Here is a 13243-nt window from a genome sequence, read left to right on the forward strand (position 1 = left end):
ACCTAATTTATTTGGCCTTATAACGGTCGTAAGCCGCCTGATGGATCGCTATCGCCTGATCGATGCCCATGCTCTTGATCGTCTCTGCCATCTTGTCGAATTCGCTGATCGGCTTCTGCCCGCTAATGATCGCTGTCATCGTCTCATTCAGATACGTATTCACCTGACTCATAATCGAGGTGCTCGCACTGGCTTCATCAGTCGTCATCCGAATCGTCGGCAGCGTAAGCGCCGAGCTCGCCTTCATCCACTCCGCATTGGCCGCCCGCTGCCCATCATCGAACAGCAGCGCATCTAGATAGCGCGTATCCTGATTAATCGGCCCATCCATAATCGACAGCGCATAGGTGGCAAGCGCCTGATCATAGGTCAACCCGTTCGGATTGTTCACGATCGTGTCTGTAAATTTGACGCCGTTCCCGTCCTTGACATAGCTTTCATGCTCAATACCGAAGTTGAACAGATCGCTGCCCTCCGGGCTATAGTTGAAGTCCATCCACTGTACGATATATTTTAATTTGTCCTTGTCCGCCGAGGATGTAATGGCTTCACCGAACGGCAGCACCTTATTCTCCATGTTGAATGTCGCGTAGGCGGTGCCATCCGGGGATACCGGCCATGGTGCTCCCGTAACATTGAAGTTCGGATCGGTATCACGCATCAGGTTGAAATATTTGCCCATGCCGCTGAACACGCCGCCTTGGTAAGCTCCAGCCAGATTATTGGTGATCTTGTAGTCGAATGCCTTGCCGTCATTGGTCATAATCTCGGGGTCGATCAGCCCTTCCTTATACCATGTAGCCATCGTCTCCAGGAAATCACGGTAGCCCGGCTGGATCGGCCCGAACTCTACCTTATCTCCGTTCATCTGGAAGCCGCCGATCACCCCGAAGGCCGGTGCAAAATCATGCAGCTTCGTCAGATTGCCCGGCCCCCAGTTGCCCGTGAACGGCAGCTCATCCGGCTTGCCATTGCCGTTCGGGTCCTTCTCCTTGAATGCCTTCAGCACGGTGTACCATTCATCGATCGTTGTCGGCGTCTGCAGCCCCAGATTATCCAGCCAGTCCTTGCGAATGATCAAGCCGGAGGTGGCATTGAGCTTGAGCGCATCCAGCTTGAGCAGCGGGAACATGTAGATGGTGCCGTCATCGAGTGCGATCTGCTTTTTGACATCGGGGTCGGAGGCGATAATCTTCTTGAGATTAGGCGCATACTGGTCGATCAGCTCATTCAGCCGAATGATTCGTCCATCCTCGATCATCTTCTCCGGCCCGCCGACTGCATCGGCCCAGTTGTAATAGATAACATCGGGCAGCTCGTTGGTCGAGATCAGCAGGTTGAACTGATCCCGCTGCTGCCCGAGCGGCGGGTGCGTAAATTTGACATCGATCCCTGTCAGCTCCGCCTTCTTCTTATAGGCAGCCATATCGCCGAAATTATCTAGCGAAGCGGTCAGCTTGGCATCATTGGCCCGCCAATAGTTAATCGTGAAGCGCTCGGTGGTTATCGGCAATGGAATCTCGCTTAGCGCCGCGGCCTCAGGAGCGGGCGTCTCTCCGGTCGTGGTTGATGTGTTGCTTGGAGAAGTGGTTGCAGGCGCATTATTACCCTGTGAGCAGGCCGCCAGCAAGCTCATCAGCATTGCCGAAGACAGTAAGATAGACCCCAGTTTCTTGTTCAACAAACATCGCCTCCATCGTTAGATGATATTATTGTTTCACAGCGCCGATGAGAGCGCCCTGGACAAAATAACGCTGAATGAACGGGTAGACCAGCATAATCGGCAGTGTCGAGATGATGATCGTGGCGTACTTGATGTTCTCTCCAATCGCAAAGCCGGTATCAACACCCGCCCCCATCGATTCTGTGCTGCTGCTGATCAGGATGTCGCGCATGACTATCTGAATCGGATACAGCTCCTGGCTCCGCAGATACAGCATCGGGCCGACATAATCATTCCAATGATCCACAGCATAATAGAGCATCATCACCGCCAATATGGACTTGGACAGCGGCAGCACGATGCGGAACAGAATCAGGAAATCATGTGCCCCATCCAGCTTGGCGGACTCGATCAGACTGATCGGAATGCCCTCGAAGCTGGTCTTCATAATGAGGAAATAAAAGGTGCTGATGGCGCCGGGAATGATCATCGCCAGCCGCGTATCCACCATCCCCAGATTTTGAATGAGCAGGAAGGTCGGAATCATCCCCCCGCCGAAGAACATCGTGAACGTAATGAGCTTCATCAGCGTCTTCCGTCCGAGCAGATCCATGCGCGACAGCGCATAGGCCGCTAGCGACGTCATGAGCAGGTTGACCGCAGTGCCCACGGCCACATAGAACAGCGTGTTCATGTAGCCCGAGTAAATCTTCGGATTACGGAATACATACTTGTAGGCCTCCAGTTGAAAGCCCTCAGGCAGCAGCATCAGCGAGCGGGAACGCAGCATCTGATCGGGGTCGCTGATCGAGGAATGGAGCACATAGAGCATCGGGTAGAATGAAATCATCATCACAAGACAGAGCAACACGGTATTAAATGCGTCAAATAGATGTTCACCTGCGGTGCGTCTCACCGCTTCACCCCCTCATTACCATAGACTCGTTGAGTTGAGACGCCTGCTGATGCCGTTGGCAATGAGCAGCAGCGAGAAATTGATAATCGCATTAAACAGCCCGATCGCTGTCGAATACGTGTAGTTGCCCTCCAAAATCCCCGAACGATAGACGAAGGTCGAGATGACATCAGAGGTTTCATAGGTTGGCGCGGTCTGCATCAGCAATATTTTCTGAAAATCTGCATTCATCACAGCGCCCAGCCGCAGAATCAGCATAATGACGACAGTCGGCATGATGCCCGGTATCGTAATGTGCAGCAACTGCCGCCACCGCCCCGCCCCATCGATCTTGGAGGCCTCATAGAGCTGTGGATCGATGTTGCTCAGCGCCGCCAGGAAGATAATCGATGCCCAGCCGGCTCCCTGCCATATATTCGAGAGGATGTACATCGGCCGGAACATATCCTTCTCCGCCAGGAACATCACCGGCTGCAGGTCGAAGAAGCTGCGAATAATATTGAACAGCCCGCCATCCAGTGCGGAGAACGTCTTCAACATCCCAACCACGACCACCACCGAGATAAAATGCGGCATGTAGCTGATCGTCTGCACCGCCGATTTGAACCATCTCTTGCGAACCTCATTCAGCAGCAGCGCCAGAATAATCGGGGCGGGGAAGCCGAACAGGATGCTGTACATGCTCAAGATGAGGGTGTTCTTGATCAGCCGCCAGAAGTAGTAGCTGTTGAAGAACATCGTGAAATTGTCCAGCCCAACCCAGGTGCCCGCCCAGATTCCCTTCACCGGACTATACGACTTCTGGAACGCCATCATCAGCCCATACATCGGCCCGTAGCTGAAGATGAGATAGTAAGCGACGACGGGGATCAGCATCATGTAGACGTATCGGTTCCGCATCCATTCCTTCCTGAGCAATCGCAATCGGCCTGGCGGCCTGGCACTCCCTATCCCTGTCCCTGCCCCTCTCCCTGTACTCGTCTTGGCCGTCGGCCTTGGCTCTAGCTTCATCCTTCTGCCTCCATTCTGAACGCCATTCCATAGTGGATATGTAAAATGATAACGCTTTCCAAATCGGGTTCCCATGCTCATTTCCGGTCAATGTATGTTCAAAACCGAGGGTGGGGAGCCGTTGTTCTACCCATCGTGACAAAGGCCCCGGCATAACCCCCGTCATGTCATGGAGATGGAAAACGGCCCTTATCCTGTAACATACAGGACTAGGGCCGTTCCACTGCTTGCTATATTGGCTCGCTTTACTGCTTCACATCCATGACTTAATCTAAGCCAACTTTACTCGCTTAGATGCTCTGTCGATCGCAAGGCAAACGCCTCGCGATCCGCCGCTACCGCCTCCTGCAGCGCTGCAGCAATATCCTCGTGACGGAGCAAACAGCGCTCGCCCGCAATCCGCCGCAGGAAATCGGCTGTAATCGTAGTCGGCGGCTCTATAGGGGGCACGCGCCGCAGTTCTTGATCATGCGTCATCAAGGTTAGCACCGGCTCCTGATGCTGCCCATCCTCTCCTGATAAGCGAGCCTCCAGAATGCCCTTCGTGCCCGTCACGATAATTCTGCCGTCTCCCCACGTCCAGCAGCTATTCGGTGTATGCCAATCGGCATACAACTGCACAGCGGTACCATTGCCATACAGTAGTTGTAAAGCTGCTGTATCGTAGAAGCTTTCATAGCCAGGCAGGATGCGCTTGAGCATATAGCCGTGACGCATAATCGGTCTGCTCGACGTAAACCAGTTGGCCAGATCGAGATCATGCACCAGCAGATCAATCATAATGCCGCCGCTGCGCTGCTTGGAGAAAAACCAGTCTGGGCGATTATCTGCAGACAAGCGATGCGGCTTTCTTATCTGAATGGAGATGATTTCTCCCACCGCACCGTGATCCAGTTGCTGCTTTATGGCAACAATGGCTGGATGGAAGCGCTCGGTCAGCAGCATCCCCACTTGAATGCGGCCCGCCTTCAGAATCTTCAGCAGCCGCTCCAACTGTGCTGCATTCGTCACCGCAGGCTTGTCCACCATAACATGCTTGCCATGCTCATGGCACCACTCGATTACGTCCAACTTCTCCTCGTTGACCGCCGCGCTGCCGATTACCTCCACCTCCGGGGCAAGCAGCGCCTCGCGATGCTTCAGCCGTTGAATATTGAACTGGAGGCATACGCTGTCCGCAAGCCGATGATTGGATGGCTCATAGACGCCGATGCAGTGATGACCCTCATCCAGCATCTCCTTAATAAAAATAGCAATATGATTATGCTCGCATCCGTAAATGCCGAACTGCATTTCACTCTGCCTCCTCTTGCACACTATACAAAATTCAAGCCTTTGGTATACGGCAGCGGGACAGGAACATAGCTCCCCAGCCTCTCCCGCAGCTCGCCATCCTCCTCATGAAGAACGGCTCCACCCTCCCCGAAAATGAAATCTGCCAGCTCGGCCTGTCCAAGCGGTCGCGACCGCAAGTCACCTGCCACAATTCTCACCGTACCGCCTTCATCCCGCTCTATCGAGGGCAAGCGCTCCGAATCGATACCTTGCTCCCGCCAGTAAGGCGCAAGCTCCGCAAACAACTGCTGCGGATGACTCACTCGCACCGTTCCCGCGTTAGCAATCGCCTGGCTGCTTACCTCCACCGAAGCCGAGACGGCGACCTTGCCGCATTCCTTGGCATCGGCATATAGCGTGACCTGTGCCAGCTCCATAGACCTCATCAGCCTCTCCAGCGCGGCCGAGACCAATTCAAGCGGGCCAGACCACTCCATGACCTGCCCGCGAAGCCGCCTCCTCTCCCCCTCCATTCCATAGGCCAGTACGATAAATCCCGCCTCGACTCCGCCCTGCAGTAGGAGCAGAACACGCTGCTCCCAACGACGAATAGCCGCCATCGAGCCTGCTTCGATCAGATCCGCCAAATCCCAGACACTCTGCTCAAATGCAATGGGTCTCTGCCGCGCTAACCGGTATAGCCTCAGCCAGTCAGCAGCCTCCAGCTCGCGTATGCCAAGCTCGCTCCCTGAAACGTCTGCCCGTTCCCGCGCTTCCGCGTCATCCGTTCGAAAGCGAAAGGTATAGCTGATACAGGGTCCAAAATATCGAAACCCCGCCTCCAGATAGAGGGGCAGCTCACCAGAGATGAAGAGTAGCGAAGCACCCGATTGCTCCGCATATCGTTTGGCATAAGCCAAAATCCGGGAGGCATAGCCTCTGCCGCGATATTCGGCAGCGGTGCATACAGCCCCATAGCTGTAGGCGGACAACTGCGCTGATCCGACCCTTACAGCGACAGGAACCATGCCAGCATAGGACACCAGCCGCCCCTTGTGAAAGCAGCCAATGCCCTGCTGCAGACTGCTGGAGAATACCTTCGGCAGCGAGGCGCCCATCGATCTGCGTCCATCCTGACGAAACACTTGATCAGCGAGTGCAACGGCCTCCCGCAGCTCGTCCTTCCTGAGCAGCCGGATGCTTACCTCTTCCTCCAGCGCAGCTCCCGGCGCAACTGCATCGCATCCCTTGTCCGTTGGATTCAATTCTCTCACGCTCGCTTTCTCCGCATCATCTAGGGCTTCCATAATGTGGCCGCGATATAGCAAGCTCCCTGCAATTCATCATTATAATAATAGACGATGACCAGTGTGCCATCCGGTCGCAAGGCGACACGCGGATAGCCGATGTCATGGCTGCCTGCGTCCCCTCTGAGGATGATCTCCTCTCCCCAAGTCACGCCCTTGTCCTTACTAATCTTGGCCCGCATCCCACGGACAGGATCGCGAAACCCGTAGATTAAGACGATCCGCCCGTCCTGCAGTTGCGTCAAGGTCGGCGGATTGCCCCCGAAGCCCGTATGACCCACGGGCCTGCCGACATAGCTCCAGCTTAATCCGTTGTCGACTGAGCGGTACAGCTCGATGTAGTTATCGGCAGCTTCCCCGTCAACATAGGTACGGATACGATTAGCGACCAGCAGGTCGCCGGTATCCAGCCTTACACTAGCCGGCATGATGGAAAATGCCTGCGTATTCTCATCGCCAATCCAGGATACGAACTGATGCGAGCGGCCGCCATCGCTTGTTCTTGCCACGAATACACGGCTGCCCAGCTCCTGGCCCGGTACCGTCTGCGCCGTCAGGAAGAGGAGCGCCTCCTGACGGCCCTCCACAATATAATCGGTGCGAGCGGCTACCCCGACCTGTCCCATCTTGCTCAATACATACGGCCCCGACCAGCGATGACAACGATCCTCGGACAAGTAATACCAGGACGAGGAATCGCCCTGCAGATCCTTCCTCCCCATCATCATAGCAAACGAAGGGCCAGTAAAATCGACCTCGCGATCCAGTACCTGCGGCTTATTGATCTCCAGATCAACAACTGCATCGCTATGCTCCCCGACCGATAAGCCAGAGTTGCCTGGTGTCACAATCGGCATCGGCACATAGCTCCAGCTCTCGCCGCCATCCAGACTGCGAGCCTGCATCGCCGTGAACGGGCGCGTTCGGTCTCTAGCGTGAAAACCCCCATCACTTAGATGATAACCGGACGTAAAGCCTACGACGATCTCATCCCCAAAGCTCCATATTCCGTAATTCGCCGGCCAGCCCGCATAGCGGCCCTCCTCGCGATAGACCACGACATGCTTCATCTCCACTTGTCCCGCTTCCTCTCTGTTCCGTATTCAGGAGCCGGAGCATTGTTACGCACACTCCACTCCGGCTCATGACTTCTCGTCTTGATCCCCGCTTGTTCGCCCTGCCGCGTTTCATTTCCTTGACGTTGTCCCCGGCCTACATAGGAAGGGCCTGGAATGGAACGAGCTTTGGGCAACGGCTCCCTGGAGGCACTAAGACTCCCCTAATTTGTTCCCATGCGAGCAAGCGCCGTATTGTAGATCGTCTCGATTTCCGTTGCGCCCGCTTTGCCCAGCTCCTCGCCCAAGGAAGCCAGCTCACTCAGCGGTCTGGAGCCCAAAATAAACTTGTCGATATTTTGCGTGAGCATCGTATTTACACTGGAATTGAGCTGCTTCAAGCGCTCGCGCTCCGCCTCCGTGAACGGAGGGTCCAGCACCTTCTCTACCACCTGCCCCTCAGCAGCCAGCGCCTTCACCTTATCCGACCATGTCGTCAAAATGTCCGGCGAGATCGTCAGCATCGGCGTATCATCCGTCACCACTGTAAAGGCGAGCAGCCCAGTTCCCGTAAACGACTGCATCGCGCGATAAGGGTCGGATTTCGTACTGAACTCCTCAAGAAGTGCAGGCGAGATGACGATCTTGCCATTTTCCTTCGTGAAGTGCTCCCCCGGCGTACCGAAATTGGTTGCCTCCATCCCTTCCTCGCTATACATCCAGTCGAACATCTTCACAATCTCTGCCGGATGCTTCGTTTTGCTGCTGATGACATAGGAATTATAGCTGTTAGGGCTGTCCATATGATGTCGCTTCGCCCCGCTCGGCGCTGCAAGAACCGGCAGCATATCGAAGCTCGCCTCCTTATTGACCTCTTGCAGCGACAGATTATAATTGGTTGCGAAGGTGTAATTGTCAAAGAAAAAGAATGATTTGCCCGAGCTCAAGTTTTGCTGCCATTGCTGCGCCGTATTCGTCGCAAAGTTAGGGTCGAGCAGCCCTTCCTTGTACAGCTTGTTCAAATAAACCAGCACATCGGCAAAACGGTCACGGGTCGGCCCGAACACATAGCTGCCCTCATCCGGCTCATAATAGACCGGATACCCGCTGCCAAAGGCGAAGGCCAGAAACTTGATATTGGCCTCGGCTCCGTTACGCATCGTCCACGGATAAGAGTCCGGGTATGCGGCCTTCATCGCCTTGAGCACCTCATACAGCTCATCGAACGAGGTCGGCGTCTCCAGCTTCAGCTCCTTGAGAATGTCGGTGCGAATCATCGGCATCGCCCCGACAAATGCCGCGTGCTCCTCATTCGCTAAGATCGGAAAGCCATAGAAGTCGCCATCGATCCGAAGCTTGTTGATCTCTGGTTCCTTGTCCACCCATTTCAAAAAGTTGGGGGCATACTGCTCGATATAGTCGGATAGATTGAGAAACACGCCAGAGTTGGCATGCGTAATCAGATCGGCCCGCGAGATATGCATTACATCCGGTATGTTGTTTGTGGCAATGAGCGTATTACGCTTGGCATCGTAATCACTGTTCGGCACACCTTCAAGATTAATGACGACATTCGTGTTCTTCATAATTTCCTTTTGTGCAGGAGAATTCGGAACCAGCGGCTGGATCGGCGCATCGCCGCGCATGACAGTGATCGTTACCGGCTCCTTAACGGCGACTTGATTCGTTTCCCCCGGTGTCGTGCCGTCCCCGGCCGCGGGGGTTGCGGAGGGTAGATTGCTGCTTGAGCATGCCGACAGGAGCAGTGTGAACGCCATGAGACAAGCGAACAGAATACGATATTGTTTGTTAGGCACCATAGTCATTTCTCCTTTTTTAACCCTTCATTGAGCCAATCATTGCGCCCTTGACAAAATATTTTTGTAAGAAGGGGTACAGTAGTAGAATTGGTAATATCGAAATGATGACAACCGCATACTTAATATTTTGATCGACGATCAGCGTGCCCATAACTCCTGTCATCTCCACGGATTGTGCCGACAGATCGCCCTGAATGACGATATTTCGCAATATCATCTGAATCGGATAACGCTTGCTTTCATTCAGATAGATGAGTGCCGGAAAAAAGCTGTTCCAGTGCGCCACAGCATAGAACAACGTCATCGTTGCCATCAGCGGTGCCGACAGCGGCAGCACCACCTTGCGGAAGACGACCCAATCGTTCGCCCCGTCCATATAGGCCGATTCATGAAGCGCCTCCGGGATATTTTGAAAAAATGTGCGCATCATTACCATATACATCACGCTTACCGCTGGCGGGATAACGATTGCCCATACGGTGTCCAGCATCCCCATCGCATGCACGACGAGAAAGCGCGGAATCATGCCGCCATCGAAGAACATTGTGAACACGATCATTAACGACAGCCATTCCTTGCCGACGAATTCCTTCCGCGATAACGGATACGCACACAGCGATGTAAACAGCAGATTAATGAGTACACCCAATGAGGTATAGAGCAATGTATTTTTGTATGCGTTTACAATTGGAGCATCCGAAAATATGAATTCATAGGCTTTAAACGTGATATTGACGGGAACTAAGGTCACCTCGCCCCGCGACACCGCACCTCCGTTGCTGACCGAGACGATCAGCAGATAGTACAGCGGATACAGCATGACACAGATGAGGGCTACCATCAGCATCATGTTCAAACAATCAAATGCACTCCACCGTTTCAGCCTCATGTGGCTCCTCCTGTGTTACCAAAGTGTAGTCCCCCCGATTTTTTTCGTGATGCGATTGGCCGCCACCACCATCGAAAATGCAATGACCGACTGGAACATCCCCACCGCAGACGCAAAGCTCAGATCGCTCCCCAGCAGTCCTCTCCGATACACAAAGGTCTGTATGACATCCGCCGTCTCATACGTGGAGCCATTATACAGCAGCAATATCTTCTCATAGCCAATCGACAGAAAATTACCGATATTGAGCAGCAGCATAATCGTAATAACCGGTAAAATGCAAGGGATCGATATGCTGATGATCTGCCTGAACCGACCCGCTCCGTCCATAACCGCAGCCTCGTACAGTTGGGGGTCAATGCCGGTAAGAGCCGCTAAATAAATAATCGTTCCCCAGCCGACATGCTGCCAAATATCCGAAGAAATATAAATCGTCCGAAACCAGTCCGCACTAATGAGAAATTGAGTCGGCTCCTTGCCGAGCATGCCCAGTAGTTGATTCGCCAGCCCATCGTAGGACAAGAAGTTGACCAGCATCCCGCAAATGACAACCGTGGATAGAAAATGCGGCAGGTAGACCACGGATTGCACCAACCGTCTGAAGCCGCTTTGTCTAATTTCATTTAATAGCAGCGCCAACACGATCGGAGCCGGAAAGCTGAAGATGAGACCGTACACATTCAACATCAGCGTATTGCGGAACAGCTTCCAGAAGTACGGGTCAGTCAGAAACGTCTTGAAATGCTCCAGACCGACGAACGGACTGTTCCAGACCCCTTTGACAATATTAAATTGCTGAAATGCAATGAGATTGCCGAACATCGGGCCATAATGGAAAATTAGAAAATAAAGCAAGGGCGGTACAAACATCAGGTACAAGTAAGGATGGCGCATTATCGCCTTTTTCAGCATCCTCTCACCTCCTCTCTACCGCAAGCTTACCTGCAGAGAGGGGCGAAGAATACGCTCAAAAGGGTGAAAAGGCTCTCATTTCTCCCGAACATGCGGATATCTCATTTTTCTACGCCAGTCTCAACATCGTCCGCTGATGCTGCAACCCCGCTGCACCTATGATTGCGGTACTCCTGTGGCGTGATCCCTTCATATTTCTTGAATACACGGAAGAAGGTCGCCCTGCTGACAATACCAACCCGTTGCGCAATATCATCATTTTTGAGCCGGGTCGTCGCCAACAGCCGCTTGGCCTCATCCATACGCAGCATACTGATATAGTCAGTCAGGCTGCGGCCCGTGGTCTCCTTGAAGATACGGGAGAAATATTTCGAGGACAGCCCCAGCTCCGCTGCGATCTTGTCCAGATACAGATCCTCCATATAGTTGGCTTCAATATAGGCGATCGATTCCTGCACCAATTGGCTCGCCTTCGTTTCCTCCGGCACGACAGCATGGTGGACAACCTCCTGGTAGAAATGGCGCAGTTGGTTGACATGTGCCTGAAAATCAAAGATTTTCGGGCCTTTTCCACTCAGCAGGCGATGTTTCTCCAGCGGGATGAGCTGCTGAACCGTCAGCCCTCGGTCGCTGGCAAGCCTCAACCCGACATTATACAGCTCAATCAGGAGCAGATGCATCGAGGTACTAGATATATCCTCTCGAATATTCCGGGCGATCACCTCATTGAGGGCTTCGGTGACAGCCGCTTCATCCCTCGCCTTTAAGCCATTCAGTAGCTTGTTCTCATCCATATAGCTGAACAACAGAGCTTCGGTCGCGGGCATGGCAGAGGCCGTCGCCATCTGCACATCGCCACTGGAGTCGGAACGGATTAACGCCATGCGGGCATCATCGAGTGAATCGCTTAGTCCGTTAATGGTTGGATACACCTTGCCCACACCAATCGACAACCGACAGTAGCGTAGATCATAACGAAAGGTTTCCGTCAACACGACAAGCCGCTCATCCAGCAGGCCGCGCTCGCGCTCATGCTTCAGATTGACCATCACGACAAACAGATGCGGCTGCGCCTCCACAACATGTGCGGTTAAGCTGCTGCTGAAGATGGCCTCGATGACCTTTTTCAGCTTGTCCAGAATCAACTCGCGCTCCGTATCCTGCACTTCACGCAGAAAGGCCTCCTTGACCTCAAATTTGATGCACACGCATAAGTAATTGCCAGAGTCGAAGCCAATGGATCGCATGATCTGTTCAAAATGCTCCGGCCGATGGCCCTGCACAATATAATGGAACACATTCTCCAGCAGGACATCGGAGAACAACTCGCGCTCCCGGTGATCGTCCAGAAGCGCCTGGATCGGGCTGTACAGCCGGTGACTGAACACAAAGGACAATACGATGCCCGCTGCAACAAGCAACAAGCAAAACCAGGACGTCAGTTGCAATATGCCACCCGCTTGATTGTAATATATGTGCTTAGGCGCCATCGAATAGTAGCCCCAGCCATAGTCGGACACGACTCTGGTGACCAGGTAATCCTCCCCCGATACGTTCAGCTCCGCATGGGACGTATAATAGGCCAAATCAGAAAGCGCTTCCACATTACCTTGAAAGCTCGACGCCACCACATTGCCCATATAATCCGTTACAGTGAATTGAATGGACGGGTCAAGCGCATTAAGGCGCAGCGTATTCAAAATATCGCGGGTAGAGATCGTCACAACCATAACTGCCTGATGGCCCCGAATGTATTGCTTGAACACAATGGGCACCACAGTGGCGGACTTTCCTGTAAATGCCTTGATCACTGTCGTTGGAGGCAGCATCTGGAAGCTCATATGCGTAAGCAGCAGATCGTTCCAGAACGATTCATCATATTGCTCAAAGCGATTAAAGGTAGTGAAGAAGGTTGAATAATTCTCGGTGCCGCTGCTCAAATATACAGATTGCCTGTCTGTATAGACAAACATGTCATCAATAAACGAGTTCATCATATTGCGGCTGGAGGCCAGCACCTTAATGATACTGGAGGTGCCGGTCTTCTCCACCTCCGTCTTGTGCTCTGCAGGCAACAGATGCTGCTGAACCGTCTCGCTCATGAAAAAATTCATCGCCACCTGCTCCGTTGTACGCAGATAGGCATCGACGGACTTCGCTGAAAAATTTAGCTGCGTACTCAAATTTTCGAGCAGCTTGGCTTTGTGCAAGGACAGATTGCCGTAATAGACCAACCCTCCAATGATAGCAACTGGCACGATGGCTGCCAAAAAACAAGCCAGCATGGTGAAATAGAGCGGCTTCACCTTTAACTCGTGACGGAAATGCTGAACCCATCTGTAGGCTCTCATTGCGCCCTCCCCTTTATCTCTGCATGCGTGTAAGATGAACGTAT

Annotated in this window: 10 protein-coding genes; all 10 read right to left on the minus strand. The window is 53.3% G+C overall.

What is annotated here, in order from left to right; all coding sequences use genetic code 11:
* Nucleotides 1-7: 7 nt before the first annotated feature.
* Nucleotides 8-1681: a type 2 periplasmic-binding domain-containing protein gene (locus ACY1JZ_RS19950; protein WP_462630669.1), complete on the minus strand. Its 1674-nt coding sequence runs from the start codon at nucleotides 1679-1681 to the stop codon at nucleotides 8-10.
* A 28-nt stretch (nucleotides 1682-1709) separates the two neighbouring features.
* A complete protein-coding gene (locus ACY1JZ_RS19955) occupies nucleotides 1710-2579 on the minus strand; it encodes a carbohydrate ABC transporter permease (protein ID WP_270167238.1) in 870 nt (289 codons plus the stop codon).
* Between the two features lie 15 nt (nucleotides 2580-2594).
* Nucleotides 2595-3479, minus strand: coding sequence for an ABC transporter permease (locus ACY1JZ_RS19960; protein WP_462630736.1), 885 nt, complete (start codon nucleotides 3477-3479; stop codon nucleotides 2595-2597).
* Nucleotides 3480-3872: 393 nt separating this feature from the next.
* Nucleotides 3873-4883, minus strand: a complete 1011-nt coding sequence (locus ACY1JZ_RS19965) for a Gfo/Idh/MocA family protein (RefSeq protein WP_462630670.1) — start codon at nucleotides 4881-4883, stop codon at nucleotides 3873-3875.
* 23 nt (nucleotides 4884-4906) lie between these two features.
* Nucleotides 4907-6139: a GNAT family N-acetyltransferase gene (locus tag ACY1JZ_RS19970; RefSeq protein WP_462630671.1), complete on the minus strand. Its 1233-nt coding sequence runs from the start codon at nucleotides 6137-6139 to the stop codon at nucleotides 4907-4909.
* Between the two features lie 20 nt (nucleotides 6140-6159).
* The gene (locus ACY1JZ_RS19975) at nucleotides 6160-7248 is read right to left on the minus strand and encodes a sialidase family protein (RefSeq protein WP_462630672.1); all 1089 of its coding nucleotides are present in this window, start codon (nucleotides 7246-7248) and stop codon (nucleotides 6160-6162) included.
* A gap of 203 nt (nucleotides 7249-7451) precedes the next feature.
* Entirely contained in the window at nucleotides 7452-9047 is a 1596-nt protein-coding gene (locus ACY1JZ_RS19980) for an extracellular solute-binding protein (protein WP_462630673.1), read from the minus strand.
* A 16-nt stretch (nucleotides 9048-9063) separates the two neighbouring features.
* Nucleotides 9064-9936, minus strand: coding sequence for a carbohydrate ABC transporter permease (locus ACY1JZ_RS19985; RefSeq protein WP_462630674.1), 873 nt, complete (start codon nucleotides 9934-9936; stop codon nucleotides 9064-9066).
* Between the two features lie 15 nt (nucleotides 9937-9951).
* Nucleotides 9952-10848: an ABC transporter permease gene (locus tag ACY1JZ_RS19990; protein ID WP_462630675.1), complete on the minus strand. Its 897-nt coding sequence runs from the start codon at nucleotides 10846-10848 to the stop codon at nucleotides 9952-9954.
* Between the two features lie 101 nt (nucleotides 10849-10949).
* Nucleotides 10950-13199 carry a helix-turn-helix domain-containing protein gene (locus ACY1JZ_RS19995; RefSeq protein ID WP_462630676.1) on the minus strand — a complete coding sequence of 750 codons (2250 nt, stop codon included), beginning with the start codon at nucleotides 13197-13199 and terminating at the stop codon, nucleotides 10950-10952.
* Between the last annotated feature and the right edge of the window lie 44 nt (nucleotides 13200-13243).

The sequence above is a fragment of the Paenibacillus sp. J5 genome, assembly GCF_054955055.1.

Bases quoted from the DNA above. Each gene is read 5' to 3' on its own strand.
- ACY1JZ_RS19960 (WP_462630736.1), bottom strand. From the start codon at position 3,479: ATGCGGAACCGATACGTCTACATGATGCTGATCCCCGTCGTCGCTTAC.
- ACY1JZ_RS19965 (WP_462630670.1), bottom strand. From the start codon at position 4,883: ATGCAGTTCGGCATTTACGGATGCGAGCATAATCATATTGCTATTTTT.
- ACY1JZ_RS19980 (WP_462630673.1), bottom strand. From the start codon at position 9,047: ATGGTGCCTAACAAACAATATCGTATTCTGTTCGCTTGTCTCATGGCG.
- ACY1JZ_RS19985 (WP_462630674.1), bottom strand. From the start codon at position 9,936: ATGAGGCTGAAACGGTGGAGTGCATTTGATTGTTTGAACATGATGCTG.
- ACY1JZ_RS19990 (WP_462630675.1), bottom strand. From the start codon at position 10,848: ATGCTGAAAAAGGCGATAATGCGCCATCCTTACTTGTACCTGATGTTT.
- ACY1JZ_RS19995 (WP_462630676.1), bottom strand. From the start codon at position 13,199: ATGAGAGCCTACAGATGGGTTCAGCATTTCCGTCACGAGTTAAAGGTG.